Here is a 19609-nt window from a genome sequence, read left to right on the forward strand (position 1 = left end):
GCCCACAAGGTGCCGAGCGGGGCTGACGGTCGGCTGACCACCGGCGGCCCGGGGCTGTCAGCGCCTCCGGCCGGGTGCGGAGGTGAGCCGGTAGGACGAAGTCCCGATGCCGGACGGTCCCCGCCGGAACACCGGGAGCGCGTCCGCCTCGTCGTAGCGGCTGGTTTCCCGGTGCCAGTGGACGATCCCCACGATCCAGTCCTTCAGCTCGTCGGCGTACCGGGTCAGCCCGGCCCGTGCGCCGGCGTCCAGCGACAGGTCGTCGAAGAACTTCGGCAGGTCGGTGTCGACGGACCGGACGAACTGGCCCAGACGCGCGTCCATCAACGCGTAGGTGATCTCGAAGGCGCGGGCCTGCGGCACCTGGAGGAAGTTCTCGACCACGCGGACCATGTTGTGCACCTCGCCCTCGTGCTGGATCTCCTTCGAGTACGAGAAGACGTCGTTGAGCATCGTGCAGTAGTCCATGGCGGACCGTTCCATGGTCTGCACGACCCGCGTTCCCCACAGGTGCGCGGGAACGGTCGCGGAGTGCGAGAACCGCGACAACGACGTCGTCAGCTCGGAACCGAACGTGCTGCGCCGCATTTCCACGTAGTCGACCGGATCGGGAATGCGGTTGAAGTGCATGTTGACCACCTCCCACACCCACGCGTCGAGCATCGCGTCGACGGTCTCGCGGAAGGTGGCGCGGAAGGCCGGGGTCATCGGTGCCGCGGTCCGCTGCCACAGGTTCGCCAGCGAGAGCTCCATGGCGTTGGCCGGGACGGCGGTCTGGACGAGGTCCAGCGGCATGCACGCCTTGAGCCGGGTCGTCTGCGTCTTCAGCCCCGGGAGGTTGCGGGTCTGGCCGAACCACAGCGGGTAGACGTCGTCGGCGTAGGTGCCCCAGGTGAGCCAGCAGCCGGAGAGGAACAGCTCCTGCGGGGTGGCGTCCGGGTCGATGCCCGCCGAGCACAGCGGGAAGTCGAACCCGCGCACCTCGCGCTCGTCCCAGACGCCCTCGCCCGTCATGCCGTGCTCGACGGCCCAGGCGACGACCTGCTCCCTCGTCCGGTCGAGGTGGGGGCTCAGGGTGAGCGTGAACGGGACGTCGAACTCCGGCAGCACGTACGGCTCGACGGTCTTGGGCGTGCTGGAGAACTGCCGGATCCGCTGCGGCAGGGTCCTGGCGAACGAGCCGAGGACGTTCGTGCCGGTCCGCGCGCCCTTGTTCATGTACCGCGACGACCGCAGGTGCCACTCGTGGCCGCCCGCCTGCCAGTCCTGCAGGCCCTTCACGTACCCGAGGACGGCCGCGCGGCCGATGGGGTCGACGGCCTGCTCGTCGAGCAGGACCGGCACCTCCGTGAGCGCCGTGTGCTCGAACTGGTGCAGGCGGGAGGTCAGCAGGTCGTTGACGGCCTCCGCGGCCTGCTGGGTGGGCAGGTCGAGGAACTTCTCGAACACCAGCACGCCGTTGGACAGCTCGCCCTCGTCGAGCACCTCGCGTTCGTACGAGAACAGGTCGTTGCGCAGGTGCACGGCGTCGCTGAAGGTGTCCCGGAGCACCTCGACCGGGCGGGACAGGGCGATCCGCGCGGGCACTTCGAGGCCGACGGCGTGCTCGACGAGGTTCGCGCTCCACGGCGCACCGCCGACCTTGCGCCGCATCTCGATGTACTCGACGGGGTTGCTCAGGCGGCGGGAGCTGATGTTGTGCAGTTCCCACATCGACTCGTCGAGCAGGTGCTTCGTGTTCGCGGCGAACCGCTCGCGCCAGTCCTGCGAGTGGGACGGGACGGTGCGGCGCCAGAGGTCCGCGAGGCCCTTCTCGACGGGGTTGCGCGGTTGCTCGGTGATGACGCCGCCGACCGGCATGAACAACGGCAGCCGGTCGAGGTAGGCCTGCGCGCCCTCGAGGTCCGGGTTGCGCTTGTAGAGCTCGACGAAGTGGTCGTCGAAGTAGAAGACCCAGACGTACCAGTCGGTGATGAGGTCGAGCGCGTCACCGCCGCAGTCGGGGTGGGTGTAGGCGCAGAGCAGCGCGTAGTCGTGCGCTTCGAGGTCGTCACCGGTCCAGATGACGGTGCCGTGCTGCGGCACGTCGACCATGTCCATCTCGCGCGCCCAGGCCCGCGCGTGGACGCGGGCGCGCTCGAGGTTCGGGTTCAGCCGGGCCGGGTGGGGCGTGTAGAACTCCGGCAGCTGGAACGGCTGCATGTGCTGTGGACCTCCGCGCGGTGGACTCGTACGCGGTGCACGCAACCAGCCCACCGGCGGGAGGCGCCAGATGGTGGGACCTTGATCCACACGTTCGTAGAGCGGTGTCGCCCGTTCAGCTCAACTCGGGCCGCGCGGTGAGCACTCAGCGCACGAGCGACTGGGCGCTGAGCTTCACCGGGAACGGGAACCGCAGCTCGATGATCTCCTCACCGTCGGACCGGGCCTGCTCGGCGTAGACGCCGTTCTCGAGGTGCAGGCACCGCAGCCACGGGCCGTCGTAATCGATCATCCAGTAGTTCTCGCAGCCGACTTCCTCGAACTTCGCCCGTTTCAGCTCCAGGTCCACGTGCCGCGTCCGCGGGGAAAGAACTTCGACCGCCAGCACGGGCGGTCCGAGGAGCGCCTGCTTCGTGAACTGCTCGCGCCGCCCCACCACCAGGTCGGGGATGAAGACCGTGTCGTCGGCGAGCACCACGTCGACCGGAGCCGGGAGGACCTCGAGCTCCGGTGGGCAGACGGCCGTCAGCGCCACCAGCAGGCGAGCGACGACGCGCTGGTGCACGGGGCGGGGTGAGGGGCTCATCACCAGCACCCCGTCGACGAGTTCGAAACGGTGCCCGTCATCAGGCATCGCCTCCAGGTCCGCCCACGTCAGCGGTCTGCCGTGGGGAAACGTCGGGACACCACCCATGGTGCGTTCCACCCCCTGGTCGAGGCCACCGCCCGCCGGGCGGACCCCGGCGGTGCCATTAGACAAGACTGGTCCGATTCCCACGACTCGCAAGCCCCTTTTGGCCGACCTCGCACCACTGCGCGCACTCGTCTCCGTGAACACCGCCCCGCAGGGTGAGCGGCGGCTGGTCCTGCCGTGGACGGCACCACCCGGTCGGAGCAGCATTGTGGTCGCAATCGAACAAGTGGCTAATTTTCGATCAATTTCGGGCGATTTTCGATAACGTGACGCGCCCCGCCACTTGCTCGCGAATGCGACCCTAACGGAATCTCACGAGGTCGCCAAGCGCTCGGTTGGAGCAATACCTCACGAGTACCCCGCACTCCGATTACCAAAACGTTTCCCGCTGTTTTCCGCGCATTCCCGGACAAGGGGTGTGATCGGGGTGGGGACGGCGTGGGGACGGGGTCCCCCACCCTCGGTGGCAACACCACCGAGGGGAGCAGGGGATGCGCAGGACCGGTGACAGGGTGCAGCAGTGGGTGGCGTTCGCCGTGCTGGCGGCGGCCGTGATCACGCTGGTGGCGCTGGGGCTTTCGCTCTAGCGAGGGTCTGGCGCGCGAAGGCGAGGGTACGGGGCTGGTGGCCGCGCTCCGCGGCCTCCACCGCCTGCCGCGCGTACCGGAGGGCGCTCTCCCGGTCGCCGAGCTCCAGGTAGGCGGCGGCGAACTGCTGGAAGACGCGTTCGTCGCTCCACCAGCGGCGCACCTTCCCGAGACGCTGGAACCGCCGCAGGTAGCCGATCGACTCGGCGGGCCGGCCACCCGTCAGGGCGTCGAGCGAGAGTGCGACGTACAACGTCATCTGGCCGACGTGGTCGCGGACCTCTCTCATGGCCGCGAGCACGGCCTCGTCGTCGGGCAGGTTCATGTACTCCCTGCAGAGCCTCGCGACGTCCCGTGCCAACGCGCCCGCGGCGGCGAGGTGGCCCATCTCGTAGCGCCAGCGGGCGAAGTCCGCCAGGGCGAGCGCCTCGCCCCGCTTGTCGCCGCACTCCCGGTAGGCGGCGAGCGACCGTTCCATGCAGGCCAGGCACTCGTCATCCGTGAAGGAGTCGAAGAGGACGTGGGCGATGTTGTTCAGCGTCACCGCGAGCTCGCGGACGTCACCCCGCTCCTCCACGATCGCGGCTGCCTCCCGCATGTGCGCGAGGGCCTGCTCGTTCTGCCCCAGTTCCGCGTGGTTGATGCCGATGTTGTGCAACGCGTTGGCGATCCCCCAGGGCGCGTCGGCCTCGCGCATGAGCACGAGACCGCGTTGGAAGTGGTCCATCGACTTGTCGTAGTCGCGGCGTTCGCGCGCGATCATGCCGAGGAACCCCAGCGCTGACCCCTCACCACGCAGATCACCGATCTGCCGCATGAGGGCACGTGCTTCGAGCAGGTGTTCCTCGGCCTTCGGGTTGCCGTCGTCCATGTAAGCCGCGCCCAAGCCGCGCAACGCTTCCGCTCGCGCCTTCAGGTCACCGAGCGCGTGCGCGGCCGCGAGCGCGACGCTCTGCACCTCGACGCGTTCCCTCCCCGACCCGTGCAACCACAGGTAGTGCGCGAAGTTGCTCGGCAACTGCCAGGCGTGCTGGTAGTGCCCCTCGTACGCGGCCAGGTACACGGCGGCCTTGAGGTTGCGGCGTTCCACTTCCTGCCACGCGAGGGCCTCGACCGGGGTGGCGAACACGGGCGGGTCGACCGGTTCGCGGGTGACGGCGGAGTGGAACCTCGGCCGACCGGGGGCGATCTTGCGGGCGGAGTCCTCCGCGCCGCGCAGGTAGAAGTCGAGGATCCGGGTGATCGCCTCGCTCCGCTCCCCCGGCTCGACCGCCGCCTTCGCGTGGTCGGCCAGCAGGTCGTGCAGGCGGTAGCGGCCGTTGTCCCTCTGCTGCACCAGGTGCACGTCCAGCAGCTCGTCCAGCAGGCGTTCGGCCTCCACCCGCGTCGAGCCGACGACCGCCGCCGCGAGGTGGGCGTCGAAGTCCTCTCCCGTGTGCAGGCCGAGCCGCCGGAACAACCGCTGCTGCCCGGTCGTGAGCTGCCGGTAGGACAGGGTGAACGCGCCCGCGACACTGCGTTCCCCCGCCGTCAGCTCCGTCAGGCGTTGCTCGGTGAGGCGGCGGACGACGTCCCGCGCGGACCACGCCGGTCTCGTGCGCCAGCGGGCACCGACGATCCGCACGGCCAGCGGGAGGTACCCGCAGAGCCGCACGACCTCACGGCAGTCCTCGCCGTCCCTGCGGGCGATGCTCGCGAGCAGGGCCAGCGCGTCCTCTTCGGACAGCACGTCGAGCGAGACGGTGTGGGCGGCGTCGAGGTCCACGAGCCGGCGCCTGCTGGTGACGAGCACCAGGCCCGTTCCGGGCAGCAGCGGGCGCACCTGGGCGGCGCTGCCCGCGTTGTCGAGCACCACGAGTGCCTTGCGGTGCGCCATTTCCGCGCGCCACCGGGCGGCGCGGGCGTCGAGGTCGTCCGGGATGTCCCTGGCGGGCACGCCGAGCGCGGTGAGCAACGTCAGCAGGGCGTCCGACGGTGTGCGGGGTTCGACGCCGTCGGTGTAGGAGTGCAGGTCGACGAACAGCTGCGCGTCCGGGAACCTCCCGGCGAGGCGGTGGGCCGCGCGGACGGCGAGCGTGGTCTTGCCGATGCCCGCCATGCCGTCGATGGCGGTGATCGCGACGCACCCGGACGGCACGGCGGCGAGGATCTCGTCCAGGTCCTCGGCACGGCCCGCGAAGTCGGCGATGTCGCCGGGCAGGTCGTTGCGGCTCTTCGGCCTGTTGTCGGCCGTGAGCACCTGCCGGTGGGCCTCCTGCAGGTCCCTGCCGGGGTCGAGGCCGAGCTCCTCGGCGAGCCGGCGGCGGATGTCGTCGTACGCCCGCAACGCCTCGGTCTGCCGGTCGCAGCGGTGCAGCGCGACGACCAGCTGCGCCCACAGGCGTTCCCTGGCCGGGTGCTGCCGGGTGAGCGAACGCAGTTCGGGGACGAGCCGGTCGTGCTCCCCGGCCGCGAGGTCGGCTTCGATCCGCGCTTCCAGCGCCGTCAGGTACTTCTCGGTCAGCGCGGGCACGTGGTCGCGTTCGAGCGCGTCGCTGCCGATGTCCGCGAACGGGCGGCCGCGCCACAGCTCCAGCGCCGCCCGCGGTTCGAGCCGGTCGAACAGGTGGACGTCGACCTCGTCGGGCCGCACGTCCAGCAGGTAGCCGCCCGGTCTGGTGCGGACGAGCCCGGGCAGCGCCTCCCGCAACCGCCCGACCGTGGTCTGCAGGGCGTGGCGCGACCCGCCGGCCAGCTCGACCAGTTCGTCGACGCCGACCACCTGCCCCGGCCGCAGCAGCAGCGCGGCGAGCACGACCCGCCGCTTGCCCGGCGGGACGTGGACGCGGCACCCGTCGAGCACCACGTCCAACGGCCCGAGCAGGCCGAACGACCTCACTTCCACCGGCCCCAGTGCACGACCTCGTCGAGCGGCTTGCGCTTGCGCGTGCGGGGCGAGGCGCCCTCGGAGATGCCCTCCTCCGCCGGGTGCCCGATCGCGATCATGCCGATCGGCACGTACATGTCCGGCACGCCGAAGGCGGCGCGCAGCGCGGGCCACGTGTCCCTGTCGGTGCCGAAGAAGACGGCGCCGAGCCCCTCGTCGACGGCGGTCTGCAGGATCAGCAGCGCCGCCATGCCGGTGTCGATGTCCCAGTAGGGCACCGGCCAGTGGTCCTCGCTGCGGTCGGTCCACCCCTTGTCGGCCTGCGCGTACCGGTCGAGGTAGACCTCCTTGGCCGAGAAGGGGATGACGACGACCGGCGCCGTCTTGGCGTCCTCCCCGCCCCACCACTCGAACATCCCGGCCAGCCGCTCGAGCTGCTCCCCCTGCAGCACGAGGAACCCCTGCCCCTGCGAGAAGCCGGCGGACGGGCCGCGCACGGCGTTGCGCATGATCCGCTGGATGCTCTCGTCGCTGACCGGCTCCCCGGTGAACTTCCGCACCATTCGGCGGCGGCGGACGACGTCCTGGAACTCCACGCTCTACCTCCCCAGATGTGATCTCGACCGTAGCAGCGTCCGGGGAGGTGGACGGGCCCTACAGCCGGCGCAACCCCGCCAGCACCCGCTCCAGCAGCGCCCCGTCCGGCCTGTCCCCGCCGTACGACGACGCGGTCCGGTGCACGTCGACCAGCCCGTGCCCCGCCATGTCCCCGAGCAGCACCTTCGTGACGCCCAGCGGCAGGCCGCGCAGGGCGGCGATCTCCGCCACCGAGCGCGGTTGCACGCACAGCGCCAGCACGTCCTGGTGCTCGGGGCGCACGGCGGTGGCCGAGAACTCGTTCACCGAGACCAGGGTCTCGATCTCCAGGTGCACGTCGGAGGTGGTGCGGCCGCCGGTCCACGCGTAGGCCCGCACGATCGACGACGACGTCTCGACGCCCGTCTCGACCGACGGCAGCGGTGGGACCGGTTCGAACGCCGTGGTGGCGTACGGGTCCGGTTCGCGCAGGGGTTCCGGGGCTCGCTGCTCCGCCTTGTTCTTCTTGCCGCGCTTGCGGATCCGTTCGCTGTCGAAGCTGAACCCGCTGATCAGGTCGCCGAAGCTGACCTGGTCGCCGGAGTCCCCGCTCATGCCAGCTCGGCCCGCAGCTCGGGCGTGAGCAGCTGGCCCACCTGCCGCACGACGACCGTCATCTCGTACGCCACCTGCGCGACGTCCGCCGACGACGAGGCCAGCACGGCGAGGACCGAGCCGTCGCTGATCGAGGACAGCAGCATCACGCCCCGGTCCATCTGGACGACGGTGCGCACGACCGCCTCGCCGGCGAAGCACTGCGAGGCCGACTCGGCGAGGGACACCACCCCGGCGACGATCGCCGCGAACTGCGGCGCGACCTGGGCCGGCAGCTTCGACGTCGAGACCAGCACCAGCCCGTCCGCCGAGATGACGACGGCGTGCTCGATGCCCGGTGTGCGTTCGGCGAAGTTGGTGACCAGCCAGCCGAACTGGTCAACCTGCGTGCTCATCGACTCTCCTGGTGGTCGGGGAGGCCGCGCTGCACTCCTCGCTGGAACGCGTCGAGGAAGCCGCGGGCCGACTCCGGCGTCTGGCGTGCGCGTGCGGGGGGCGGGGGCGGTGCGGCGGCGGACGTCTGCTGGAACCACGACGCCTGCTTCCGATCGATCGCCTCCCCCCGGAAAGACTCCCAGGACTCCTCGCGTCGTGGTGCCAGTTCGGCGGGAACCAACACGATCGCGCGAGTGCCCTTGCCTTGTTTCGCATCCAGGCGTACCACGATCTGGTGGCGCGCGGCGAGCCTGCCGACGACGAAGAGACCCATCTCGCGGGAAACCTGGACGTCCACGCCCTCGCCCGCGGCCTCCAGGCGGTGGTTCACCGCCCCCAGGGCCTCGGGGTCGATGCCGATGCCCTGGTCGACGACGTCGATCTCCACGATGCCGCCGGCCTCGATCGACGCGCTGATCGCGACCTGGGTGTGCGGCGGTGAGAAAGCCGTTGCGTTGTCGAGGAGTTCGGCCAGCAGCCGGACGAGGTCGCTCGCCACGTAGCCGACCACTTCGGCGTTGGGCGCCGTGTGCACCATCACCCGCTGGTACTGCTCGATCTCCGCGGCCGCCGCGCGCAGCACGTCCGTGAGCGGGATCGGCTTGTGGAACCGGCGCGCCACGTCGCCGCCGGAGAGCACCATCAGGTTCTCGTTGTTGCGGCGCATGCGGGTGGCGAGGTGGTCGAGCTTGAACAGGTTCGCGAGCTGGTCCGGGTCCTCCTCGTACTTCTCCAGCTCCTCCATCAGCTTGAGCTGCCGTTCGACGAGGCTCTGGCTGCGGCGCGAGAGGTTCACGAAGATGTTGCGCATGTTGGCGCGCATGCCCGCCTGCTCGATGACCGACTTCACGGCCTGCTGGTGCACCGCGTCGAACGCGCGCGCCACCTCGCCGAACTCCTCGGTCGTGTGCACCGGCACCGGCTCGATGTCGGTGCTGCCCCGCCCGGTCGCGACCATCTCGGGGAGCTTGTCCCAGGCCACGTCGAGGGCGGAGCGGCGCAGCTCGTTCAGCGAGCGCAGCAGGTAGCGGCCGACGACGAACCCGACGGTGGCGGCCAGGACCAGGCTGGCGAACAGGATCGCGGACGCCGTGCCGGCCGCGTCGCTCGACTCGTCGCGCAGGCGGTCCGCGGTGGTGCGCAGGTCGTCCTGCAGACCGGTGACGACACCGCCCATCGCCGCCGCCACGGCACCCGAGGCCCTGCTCCAGTCCGCTGCCGCGATCGGCAGCGGCTGCCTGGGCCTGGTGGTGCCCGTGCCGGTGTTCGCCGCGTCCGACGTCGGGTGCAGCACCGCGGTGGCGAGCATCGTGCGCTGCGCCTCGACGTCCGGGCCGCTGAAGTTCTTGCCGTAGGTCTTCATCTGGTCCGGCGTGGCGAGCGCGGCGAACTCGTCCGCGATGTAGCCGAGCTTCACGTTCGACTCGACCAGGGACCGCACCTCGGCGGTGGTCAGCTGACCGCGGGCGAGCCCGGACAGCACGACGGCCTGCTGGTACAGGACCTGGTCCCGCACGTGCACGACGTGGTGCAGGCCCATGGCCGTGCGCAGCAGCGCGGCGTCGCCGAACTCGCTCGCCAGGACCTCGTCCACGTCGAGCAACGAGTCGGCGAGCTCGCTGTAGCTGCCGATCACGGCCGGCACGTCGCCACCCGCCCGCTCGCGCAGCGCCGGCAGGTCGCCGACGCGGGCCTGCACGTCGTTGATGCGGGCGGTGACGACCTCGCTGAGCGAGGTCTTCGCGATCTGGGCGCGCAACGCCGCGCGGGCGTCGTCGGTGCGCTTGACCTGCTCGGCGAGGACCCGCGGGCCCGCGCCCTCGGCGACGATGCGCCGTTCCTCCTGCACGCCGTCGATCACGGGGATGAGGGCCGCGCGGACCTTCACGAGCCGTTGCAGGGCCGAGTAGGAGTCGGCGCGGTCGATCTGCGTGCCGATGTGCAGCACGCCGGCACCCACCGCGATGGCGACCGGAACGATCAACACCGCGGCGAGCTTCACCGGCAGGCGCCAGTTGCGCCAGTTCACGAGCGAGTTGAACATCAGACGAAGAGCTTGGCGGCGTTCAGGAAGAGCCGGTACAGGCCGTAGGCGAGCGGGAGGCCCACCCACAGCCACGCACCGACCAGCAACAACGTGCCCGACCGGTTCTCCCGGGTGAGCTCACTTCTTCACCACGCCTTCCGCGTCCTGCTCCTCGGCGGCGTCGGCCGCCTCTGCCTCGTTCCACTTGGCGACGGTGCCGTCGTCACCGCCGCGCGCCGGCTCCTGCGCCCGCACGGCGGCCTCGGGCTCGTGGAACCTCGGGTCGACCGGGCGGATCAGCTCGTTGGCGATGAAGCCGACGACCAGCAGCGCGATCATGATGTAGAACGACGTGGCGTACAGGTCGGGTCCGGTGTGCCCGGCCTTCTTGCCCGCGTCCGCGATGGCGTTGACGATCAGCGGCCCGAGCACGCCGGCCACGGACCACGCCGTGAGCAGTCGGCCGTGGATCGCGCCGACCTGGTAGGTGCCGAACAGGTCGCGCAGGTACGCCGGAACGGTCGCGAAGCCCGCGCCGTAGAACGACAGGATCACCATCGCCGCGATGACGAACAGCGGGGTGCTGGTCGAGCCGACCGTCAGCAGCACCAGGTAGAGCAGCGCGCCGACGCCGAGGTAGAGGCGGTAGATGTTCTTGCGGCCCACGACGTCCGAAGTGGACGACCAGACGAACCGGCCGGCCATGTTCGCGGCCGAGAGCAGCGCGACGAAACCGGTGGCGGCCGTCGCGGCGACCGGCGTCGAGGACTCCTTGAAGAAGTCGACCAGCATCGGCGCGGCCTTCTCCAGGATGCCGATGCCCGCGGTGACGTTGAAGCACAGCACGACCCACAGCAGCCAGAACTGCGGCGTCCTGATCGCGTTGTTCGCGGAGACGTTGTGGGCGACGCCCGCCTTGGGCCTGTCCTTGAGCAGCGCCTCCTTCTCCGCGGTGAACTCCGGGGAGGGCAGGCGGATCAGCAGCACGCCGAGGCTCATGAAGACCGCGTAGGCGATGCCGTGCACGAGGAAGGCCTGGCCGATGCCCGACGTCGTGGAGCCGAACGCCGTCAGCATCGAGGTGGACCACGGCGACGCGATCAGCGCACCGCCGCCGAAACCCATGATCGCGATGCCGGTCGCCATGCCCGGCCGGTCGGGGAACCACTTGATCAGGGTCGAGACCGGCGAGATGTAGCCGATGCCGAGACCGATGCCGCCGACGAGGCCGTAGCCCACGACGACGACCCAGTACATGCCCGCCCACACGCCGACCGCGGAGATCAGCAGGCCGGAGCAGAACGCGAGCAGCGACATGAGCATCGCCCAGCGCGGGCCCCTGCGCTCGACCGTCGTCCCGAGCACCGCGGCGGAGAGCCCGAGCATCACGATGCCGAGCTGGAACGGCAGGGCGGACTGCGTTCCCGTGATGCCGAGCGATTTCTCCAGAGGCGTCTTGAAGACGCTCCAGGCGTAGGCCTGACCAATGGAGAGATGAATCGCCAGCGCCGCGGGCGGAACGAGCCAGCGGTTCCATCCGGGAGGCGCGACTTGGCGTTCGCGCGCTAAGAACCCCACTTTATCCCCAACCGTCACCAATAACGCGGACCGATCGATCCTAGGGCAGGTGCACACCTGCGACAACGTTCAGGCCCGGCGCTTCGGTGTTGCGTGCGGCGCAACACTCCAGCTCGCGTTGGCACAAGACACGAGACGTACCATTTGAGACGAATGGAGTGCCCGGCATTCAGTCCGGTTGCTGTCCGGCATCGGTCCGGTTTGGACCGTTTCCGGGGCCTCCGTCACGTTGACTGCACACGTGGGAGCGCTACAGTGGGCGCCGCACACGAGGGGCAGGGGTACATGACCAAGGCGATCAGGTCGCCTGGCGAAGCGCAGCAGGGGTACCGGGAAATCCGGGGTTTCGCGTCGTTCGACGACCCCGAGACTTTGTCGTACGTGGATTCCGACGGCAACCCGAAGTTCGAGCTGATTCGGCAGACCGACGAATTCCGCACTCTCCGTCGTCGGCTCACGACGTTCATCTTCCCGATGACCGCGCTTTTCCTCGCGTCCTACCTCACCTTCGTCCTGCTGTCCGCGTACGCGAAAGAACTGGTCAGCACCAAGGTGATCGGCGTGATCAACCTGGGAATCCTGCTGGGCCTCGGGCAGTTCGTGACTTCGATCATCATCACGCTCGGTTATGCCCGTTACGCGAAGCGACGGCTGGACCCGCAGCGCACATTGCTCGCCGAGAAGATTGGCGTCGAGGAGTAAGGCATGCCCACCACCGGCAACCCGGTGCTGAACCTCAGCGTCTTCGCGGTGTTCGTCCTGATCACCCTCTACGTCGTCTACCGCGTCTCCAGCCGGAACGTGACGGCGTCGGACTACTACGCCGCCGGCAGCTCGTTCACCGGCGCCCAGAACGGCGTGGCGCTGTCCGGTGACTTCCTGTCCGCCGCGTCGTTCCTCGGCATCTCCGGCGGCATCGCGGCGCACGGCTACGACGGGTTCCTCTACTCCGTCGGCTGGGTCGTCGCGTGGCTCGTCGGCCTGCTGCTCATCGCGGAGGGCCTGCGCAACACCGGCCGCTTCACCGTCGGCGACGTGCTGGCGTTCCGGATGAAGCAGCGCCCGGTCCGCGCCGCCGCGGCGAACGCGACCCTGGTGATCTCGTTCTTCTACATGATCGCGCAGATGGCGGGCGCCGGCGGCCTGATCGCGCTGCTGCTCAACGTGACCTCGAAGTGGGGCCAGGCGGTGCTGATCGCCCTGGTCGGCATGGTCATGGTGCTCTACGTGCTGGTCGGGGGCATGAAGGGCACGACCTGGGTGCAGATCATCAAGGCCGTCCTGCTGCTGCTCTGCGTGACGATGATGAGCATCTTCCTGCTCGGCAAGTTCGGCTTCAGCCTGTCGGCGATCATGCAGCAGGCCACCGAGATGAACACGCTCGGCGAGGCCGTTCTCGACCCCGGCGCGAAGTACGGCTTCAGCGCGATGTCCAAACTGGACTTCGTCTCGCTCGCACTCTCCCTGGTGCTGGGCATCGCGTCACTGCCGCACGTGCTGATGCGCTTCTACACGGTGCCGAACGCGGCCGAGGCTCGCCGTTCGGTCGTGTGGGCCACGTGGACGATGGTCATCTTCTACCTGTGCACGCTGGTGATCGGCTTCGGCGCGATGGCGCTGGTCGGCTCCGACAAGATCGCCGCGGCACCGGGTGGCGAGAACTCCGCCGCACCGCTGCTGGCGTTCGAGATCGGTGGCGCGGTGCTGCTCGGCGTCGTCTCCGCGGTGGCGTTCGCCACGATCCTCGCCGTCGTCGCGGGCCTGACCCTGGCGGCCTCCGCCTCGTTCGCCCACGACGTCTACGCGAACGTCATCAAGCGCGGCAACGTCGAACCCCGCAGGGAGATCCGGGTCGCTCGGCTGACCGCCGTCGTCGTCGGCATCCTGTCGATCATCGGCGGCATCGCGGCGAACGGCCAGAACGTCGCGTTCCTCGTGTCGCTGGCACTGGCGCTGGCCGCGTCCGCGAACCTGTCGACGATCCTCTACACGATCTTCTGGCGGCGCTTCAACACCACCGGCACGCTGTGGAGCATCTACGGCGGTCTGGGCTCGTGCCTGGTGCTGATCATCTTCTCGCCGGTGATGTCCGGCGCGAAGACGTCGATCTTCCCGGACGTCGACTTCGCGTGGTTCCCGCTGGGCAACCCGGGTCTCGTCTCGATCCCGTTCTCGTTCCTGTGCGGGTTCCTGGCGACGGTCTTCTCGAAGCGGGAGCCGGAGCTCGACGCCAAGGCCGCCGAGATGGAGGTCCGGGCGATCTCGGGCATCGGCGTCCGCACCTGACCGGGGTCAGCTCGCCGGGATGATCCCCGACTCGTGGGCGATGATCGCCGCCTGCACCCGGTTCTTCACCCCCAGCTGGCGGAAGATCGTGCTCACGTAGACCTTCACCGTGCCCTCGACGACGTGCAGGCGTGCCGCGATCTCCGCGTTCGACAGCCCGGCGCCGAGGAGCCCGAGCACCTCGCGCTCCCGCGCGGTCAGGACCTCGATGCGCCGGGCAGCGAGCGGCCGGGGGTGGGCCCGGGACAGCTGGTCGACGACCCGCTTGGCGACCAGCGGGGACAGGAACGCGCCACCGTTCGCGACGGCGCGGACGCCCGAGATGATCTCCTGCGGGTCGCCGGTCTTCAGCACGAACCCCGCCGCGCCCTCCCCCAGCGCCCGGCTGATGTAGGAGTCGTCGGCGAACGTCGTCAGCACCAGCGTCTTCGTGCCCGGATGGCACTCGCGGATGACCTTCGCCGCGTCCAGCCCGTCCAGCACGGGCATGCGGATGTCGAGCACGGCGACGTCGGGCCGGTGCCGGGCCACCTTGTCGATGACCTCGCTGCCGTTCTCCGCCTCCGCGACCACCTCGACGTCCCCCGCCGTCGCGAGGACGGCCTTGACGCCGAACCTGACCACCGGTTCGTCGTCGGCGAGCACGACCCTGATCACCCGCTCCTCCTCGCGAGCCACTGCTTCGACACGAGCTGATCATCCCGGAAGCACAGCTGGTGCAGGTCGTGGCGGTCGCCGTCGAACGGGTTGGGGTGCGTGCTGTAGTAGCGGCACTCGGTGCCGGGGGGCGCGGTGACGCCGAGCGGGTTGTCGACGCGGGTGCGCAGCGGCAGGTCGAGGTCGTCCTCGCGTTGCCCGAGTTCTGCCCGTTCGAACTGGTGCGGCGTGAGCACGGACGTCACGGCGTCGAACACCATGTAGCCCGGCACGCCGATCGCGATCCCGGCGCACACGACCGACGTGATCAGCACGGTCCTGCGAGCGCTCTTGCGGATCTCCTCCTCCGTGCGTTCGCGACGCACGTGGGTGGGCGTCGTCCTCGCCCGCGGCCGTTCCGGGAGCTTGGCCCTGACCTCGAAGCCGCCGTCGTCGGACGGTGCCGCCTCGAACCAGCCGCCGACGAGCGCGACGCGTTCGGCGAGGCCGACCAGTCCCTTGCCGCTGCCGACCGCCTGGGTCCTCGGCGCCGGGCCGTTGGTGATCCGCAGTTCGAGGTTCGCGGTGAGGGTCACGGCGACCTTCGCGCCGGGGGCGTGCTTGATCACGTTCGTCAGCGCCTCGGCGACCACCCGGTGCACGGTCCTCGCGATGATGCCGTCGATCGCGGTCCGGCGGTTGTTGGTGAGCTCGACGTCGAGTCCGCTCCTGGCGACGACCTCCTCGATCGTCGCCACGGGCTCGTCCTCTTCGGCGCGCAGCACCTGCATGACGTCGGCCAGCCGTTCCGCCGCGGCCGTGACGCTCGCCCGCGCGGTCTTGGCCGCCTCGCGCTGCGGTGCCGTGAGCGTCGGTTCCAGTTCCAGCGCGCCGACGAGGAGCGCGGCCCGGGCGAGCTCGTGACCGACGAGGTCGTGCATCTCGCCGGCAAGGCGTGCGCGTTCGGAGTTGCGCGCGTTGTCGACGTCGCGCTCCAGCAGCGCCGCGTGTTCCCAGCCGACCTCGCGCAGCTCGGCGAACCGGCGCCGGAACCGCCCGAACGCCCACGGCACCACACCGAGCACACCGACGCCGGAGGTGACGGCGAGCGCGGTGTCCGAACCCCCGCGCTCGGTCAGGGCGACGACGACACCGGCGACCTCGGCCACGGTCAGCGCGATCGCCGTGGGCCGCGGATCGGCGGCGTGCCGGCCCGCGAGGAAGCTGAGCAGCGCGAGTGCGGGAGCGAGCGCCACCACCCTGACGTCGAACTCGACGCTGATGAGGTAGCAGACGAGCCAGGCGCCCAGAGCGGTGCCGAGAGCGACCGCGGGCCGGGTGCGCACGAGCGTGAACGCCAGGACGAACAGGAGCAGGTAGAGCAGGACCTCCCACACGGCGCCCATCATCGCAGTCGCTGCAGCACCACGGTCGGCGCCTCCACCTCCTCACGCCGTTGCCGAACCGGCAGCCTCTTCTCCAGCAGCACCGCGATCCCCCACGACACCAACGCTCCGAGCGCCAGCCCGGCCATGACGTCGTGTACATAGTGGACACCCACGACGACGCGGGAGGCAGCCGCCGCGATCGCGCACACCGCGGCGATCCAGCCGCAGGTCCTGTGCAGCGCCCAGATCGCCATCGCCGAGGCACCCGCGATCACCGAGTGGTTGCTGGGGAAGGACCAGTCGCCCGGCGCCGGGCACTCCGCGATCGACGGCGCCGTGCGGCACGGTCGTTCCTCCCGCACGACCAGCTTGACGACCTCGCTGATCGCGTAGGCCACCACGACACCCGCTCCGGCGAGGAACGCCCTGAGCCGGTGCCGCAACCACAGCAGCGCGAACATCACCGCGAACACACCGAGCACCGCGTCGGTGCCCACAGTCAGCCAAGTCACCCAGCCGAAACTACGAAGGTCCCGGCCGGCGCGCCCCTGCCCATCGGAACCGATCGGCACTAACTTTCGACAGGGGTGTCCGTGCTCGGCGCACCGGCCATGCGCAGGACCAGGTCGTAGTAGCCGTCGGGGTTGTCCGCGCCGGACCGCCCGTCGACGAGCTCCCGCACGACGTCGCAGTGCCCGGCGTGCTGCGCGGTCTCCGCCACGACGCGGACCAGCAGGTGCCCGAACGTCGTCTCGCGCTTGTGCTCCGCCCACCACGGCACCGACGCCGGGGCGTCCAGCGGCAGCTCCGCGATCGAGGCGTCCGTGTGCCGCCAGGCCTCGCGGTAGAGGCCGACGAGGTACTCGCGGCTCTCGGTGGGCTTGGCCCACATGTCGCCGTTCTCCCAGACCGACCCGTCCTCGTTCCACGGCAGCACCACGGGTGCGGGACGGCCCACGGAGTCGCCGAGGTAGCCGAACTCGATGCCGGCCAGGTGCTTCACGAGGCCGAGCAGGTTGGTGCCGCTGGGAACGAGCGGGCGGCGCACGTCGTACTCGCTCAGGCCGTCCAAAGAGGACAGCACCGAGTCGCGGGAGGCCTGGAGGTAGCGCTGGAGGTCCTCGGCGATCATGCCTCGACCCTAGCGCCGTCGCACGAGGACGTCCTCCGGTTCCGCCACGGCCTCCCGCGGCGGTCGTGCGGTCCGGAACTCCCCGCGCCGCACTGCCGACGTTTGCGCGCCCGGTTCGCCGGAAACACGAGGGCATGACTGAGCACCAGTTCACGACCCCGCTGGGTGGCGGCGAGCCCGTCGACGACGAGCCGGACGCGGTCGCGGTCGAGGAGGCCGGTGGGCACGTGACCGCGCCGGAGGAGACCGCGATGCACATCGAGGAGACCGAGGACGGCGGCGGCCGCGTGGACCGCCCGGACGACGGTTACCTGGACAGGTGAATCGTCCCGTCCGGCTGACTCACGGAGAGTGACATCAGGTCAACGCCAGATCGCTCGAACGCAGCTCGAATTTCGCCGGATCGGCCGTTCGTCTAGGACACAACCTGGCCTCAAGTGATCCTAGAGTCCTCCGTGTAGGACAAAAGTTGCGGAGGACAGAAGCAATGACCACCACCGAGACCCTCACCGGCGAGCGCGCGGACCTCCTCGAGACCCTGCGGCAGCACCGCTGGTTCCTGAGGTTCACCGCGCAGGGGCTCACCGACGAGCAGGCGGCGTCGAGCCCGACCGCGAGCGCGCTGAGCATCGGCGGCCTGATCAAGCACGTCGCCGCGGTCGAGGAGGGCTGGGTCAGGTTCGTCGAGCACGGCCCGTCCGCGATGGAGTTCGACCCGGAGTCCGTCGAGCACCACCAGCGCAACTTCCGCATGGAGCCGGGCGAGACGCTGGAGAGCATCCTCTCCCGCTACGACGAGATCGCGGCGTACACCGACAAGCTGGTCGAGACGGTCGACCTGGACCTCTCGCACCCGCTGCCGTCCGCGCCGTGGTTCCCGGAGGGCAAGACGCGGTCGGCGCGGCGCGTGTTCGTGCACATCGTCGCGGAGACCTCGCAGCACGCGGGCCACGCGGACATCATCCGCGAGACGATCGACGGCCAGAAGACGATGGGCTGATCAGGGCCGGGGCGGGCTGAAGGCCGAGAGGAACTGGTCCCGGAAGTCGCTCATCCGCGACACCGGGGCCGACGTTCCGGGCCTGATGCCGTCGTCCCACCCCCAGCCCTCGACCCGCTGCAGCACGGCCGGGTCCCGGGCGACGACGGTGATCGGCACGTCCCGCGACGCTCCCTCGCCGGTCACCACCTGCGCGGGCTGGTGGTCCCCCAGGAACACGAAGACGAGGTTCTCGTCGCCGTAGGTCTCCAGGTACGAGATCACCGACTCCAGCGAGTACGAGACGGAGTGCGCGTAGTCGGCGCGCACGGCGGCCGGGTCGCGGCCGAAGATCGACTCCGGCGGGTCGTTCGAGGCGGGCATGGTCGAGTAGATCGAGCCGTCGCCCAGTTCCTCCCAGCCGACGAAGCCCGGCGTCGGCGACCAGGGCGCGTGCGAGGACACCAGGGGGATCGCCGCCATCACCGGACCGTGCTGCTTCGAACGGACGTTCCGCTGGAACGCCTCCAGGGTGAACTGGTCCGGGGTGGTCGCGTAACCGAACCGCGGCCCCTTGTACCCGAGGTCCTGGGCGGCGTAGATCTCGTCGTAGTGGAAGAAGTCGCCTTCCGGCCACGCCTGCGTGATGCCGGGGACGACACCGACGGACCGCCACGACGCCTCGCGGAACGCCCGCGGCAGCGTGAGGCGGTCGGACGCCACCAGGTTGCGGTAGCGCTGCTGGTTGTCGATCCACAGCCCGGACAGCAGCGTCGCCTGCGCCATCCAGCTGCCCCCGCCGGCGGTCGGAGAGGTCAGGTAGGCGGACTTGGCCGTGTACCCCGCCGCCTCCAGACGCGCGTTGCCGTCGGCGAGCTTCGCCGCCACGCCGGGCATGTCGAGAGCGGACCTGCCGTAGCTCTCCACGAACGTGAAGACGACGTCCTTGCCCTGCAACGAGGACAGCAGTCCGGGATGGCCGCGGTACGCGTCGACCGAAGCCTCTGCCGCGAACACCTCCTGGTCGTGCAGACCCGCCTGGACGCGCCGCGCGTGGTCGACCAGCGAGGTCGCGGCGGCGTCGGAGTAGACCGGAATCCCCGGCACGGCAAGGGAAACACACGCCACGGCCACCAGTGCCACCGCGCGGACCGCGGCAGGACGCCGTGCCGAGGCCGCGGAACTGAGGCGCAGCACCGAAAGCGCGGCCAGCCACACGACGCCGACGACCAGGGCCACCGCGAGCCCGACGGCCAGCACGGAGGCCAGGCGGCCGAACGTCACGTCCACGAAGTCGACGGCGGGCACCAGCAACGGCCAGTCCAGCACGAGGTCGAACGGCCGGTACAGCACCATGTCGAAGCCGATGTCCATGATCTTCACGACCGCGAACAGGCCGAGGGCGACCCCGCCCGCGACGGCGACCGGCCTGCGGAGCCGGTCCGGCAGCAGCACCAGCGCCATCACGCCGATGAGGCCTTCGAGCGGCACCCGCAGGAACGCCTCGAAGGAGAACTTCTCGAGGTCGCCCGGTGCGATGAGCACGAACAACACGAACAGCCCCGCCAGGACCGTGACCGTCCGCCGCAGCACCATCTTCACCGGGAAA

At 70.1% G+C, this 19609-nt stretch carries 18 protein-coding genes; 4 read left to right on the forward strand and 14 right to left on the reverse strand.

The features are described 5' to 3' along the window. Positions 1-57 precede the first annotated feature (57 nt). The 9 genes from V1227_RS22370 to V1227_RS22405 form a co-directional block, all read right to left on the reverse strand. Positions 58-2202 carry a terpene synthase family protein gene (locus V1227_RS22370; RefSeq protein WP_329787528.1) on the reverse strand — a complete coding sequence of 715 codons (2145 nt, stop codon included), beginning with the start codon at positions 2200-2202 and terminating at the stop codon, positions 58-60. Positions 2203-2347: 145 nt separating this feature from the next. Then, positions 2348-2962, reverse strand: coding sequence for a Uma2 family endonuclease (locus V1227_RS22375; RefSeq protein ID WP_329787529.1), 615 nt, complete (start codon positions 2960-2962; stop codon positions 2348-2350). Between the two features lie 489 nt (positions 2963-3451). Next, on the reverse strand, positions 3452-6367 hold the full coding sequence (locus tag V1227_RS22380) for an AfsR/SARP family transcriptional regulator (RefSeq protein WP_329787530.1): 2916 nt from the start codon (positions 6365-6367) through the stop codon (positions 3452-3454). After that, on the reverse strand, positions 6358-6945 hold the full coding sequence (locus V1227_RS22385; RefSeq protein ID WP_329787531.1) for a nitroreductase family protein: 588 nt from the start codon (positions 6943-6945) through the stop codon (positions 6358-6360). The genes V1227_RS22380 and V1227_RS22385 overlap by 10 nt, the downstream gene beginning before the upstream one ends. A gap of 58 nt (positions 6946-7003) precedes the next feature. Further along, positions 7004-7540, reverse strand: a complete 537-nt coding sequence (locus V1227_RS22390; protein WP_329787532.1) for a DUF742 domain-containing protein — start codon at positions 7538-7540, stop codon at positions 7004-7006. Further along, a complete protein-coding gene (locus V1227_RS22395; protein ID WP_090098471.1) occupies positions 7537-7935 on the reverse strand; it encodes a roadblock/LC7 domain-containing protein in 399 nt (132 codons plus the stop codon). The genes V1227_RS22390 and V1227_RS22395 overlap by 4 nt, the downstream gene beginning before the upstream one ends. After that, entirely contained in the window at positions 7932-10019 is a 2088-nt protein-coding gene (locus V1227_RS22400; protein ID WP_329787533.1) for a sensor histidine kinase, read from the reverse strand. Before V1227_RS22400 ends, V1227_RS22395 begins: the two co-directional genes overlap by 4 nt. Further along, the gene (locus V1227_RS40690; RefSeq protein WP_442916347.1) at positions 10019-10111 is read right to left on the reverse strand and encodes an MFS transporter small subunit; all 93 of its coding nucleotides are present in this window, start codon (positions 10109-10111) and stop codon (positions 10019-10021) included. Before V1227_RS40690 ends, V1227_RS22400 begins: the two co-directional genes overlap by 1 nt. A 28-nt stretch (positions 10112-10139) precedes the next feature. Beyond that, positions 10140-11579 (reverse strand): OFA family MFS transporter, encoded by a 1440-nt coding sequence (locus tag V1227_RS22405; RefSeq protein ID WP_329787534.1) that lies wholly within the window; start codon positions 11577-11579, stop codon positions 10140-10142. 285 nt (positions 11580-11864) lie between these two features. On the opposite strand from V1227_RS22405, the gene V1227_RS22410 reads away from it, so the two are divergent. Together V1227_RS22410 and V1227_RS22415 are read left to right on the forward strand one after the other, a co-directional pair. Next, positions 11865-12281 carry a DUF485 domain-containing protein gene (locus V1227_RS22410; RefSeq protein WP_236221619.1) on the forward strand — a complete coding sequence of 139 codons (417 nt, stop codon included), beginning with the start codon at positions 11865-11867 and terminating at the stop codon, positions 12279-12281. Positions 12282-12284: 3 nt separating this feature from the next. Beyond that, on the forward strand, positions 12285-13865 hold the full coding sequence (locus V1227_RS22415; protein ID WP_329787535.1) for a solute symporter family protein: 1581 nt from the start codon (positions 12285-12287) through the stop codon (positions 13863-13865). Positions 13866-13871: 6 nt separating this feature from the next. Here the strand turns inward: V1227_RS22415 and V1227_RS22420 are convergent, their stop codons facing one another. From V1227_RS22420 to V1227_RS22435, 4 genes are read right to left on the reverse strand one after another with little or no spacing between them, the layout of a single operon-like run. Further along, positions 13872-14522: a response regulator transcription factor gene (locus V1227_RS22420; RefSeq protein ID WP_329787536.1), complete on the reverse strand. Its 651-nt coding sequence runs from the start codon at positions 14520-14522 to the stop codon at positions 13872-13874. Further along, positions 14519-15898 carry a sensor histidine kinase gene (locus V1227_RS22425; protein WP_329787537.1) on the reverse strand — a complete coding sequence of 460 codons (1380 nt, stop codon included), beginning with the start codon at positions 15896-15898 and terminating at the stop codon, positions 14519-14521. Before V1227_RS22425 ends, V1227_RS22420 begins: the two co-directional genes overlap by 4 nt. An 8-nt stretch (positions 15899-15906) precedes the next feature. Next, entirely contained in the window at positions 15907-16401 is a 495-nt protein-coding gene (locus V1227_RS22430; RefSeq protein WP_329787538.1) for a phosphatase PAP2 family protein, read from the reverse strand. A 59-nt stretch (positions 16402-16460) separates the two neighbouring features. Next, positions 16461-17021 carry a DinB family protein gene (locus tag V1227_RS22435; protein WP_329787539.1) on the reverse strand — a complete coding sequence of 187 codons (561 nt, stop codon included), beginning with the start codon at positions 17019-17021 and terminating at the stop codon, positions 16461-16463. Positions 17022-17155: 134 nt separating this feature from the next. Between V1227_RS22435 and V1227_RS22440 the strand changes: the two genes are divergently transcribed. Both V1227_RS22440 and V1227_RS22445 read left to right on the forward strand, forming a co-directional pair. After that, positions 17156-17344 (forward strand): hypothetical protein, encoded by a 189-nt coding sequence (locus V1227_RS22440; protein ID WP_236221613.1) that lies wholly within the window; start codon positions 17156-17158, stop codon positions 17342-17344. A gap of 164 nt (positions 17345-17508) precedes the next feature. Then, a complete protein-coding gene (locus tag V1227_RS22445) occupies positions 17509-18021 on the forward strand; it encodes a DinB family protein (protein WP_329787540.1) in 513 nt (170 codons plus the stop codon). Here the strand turns inward: V1227_RS22445 and V1227_RS22450 are convergent, their stop codons facing one another. Continuing rightward, positions 18022-19596, reverse strand: coding sequence for a sulfatase-like hydrolase/transferase (locus V1227_RS22450; protein WP_329794084.1), 1575 nt, complete (start codon positions 19594-19596; stop codon positions 18022-18024). Between the last annotated feature and the right edge of the window lie 13 nt (positions 19597-19609).

It is taken from the genome of Lentzea sp. DG1S-22, assembly GCF_036321065.1.
Taxonomy (GTDB): domain Bacteria; phylum Actinomycetota; class Actinomycetes; order Mycobacteriales; family Pseudonocardiaceae; genus Lentzea; species Lentzea jiangxiensis.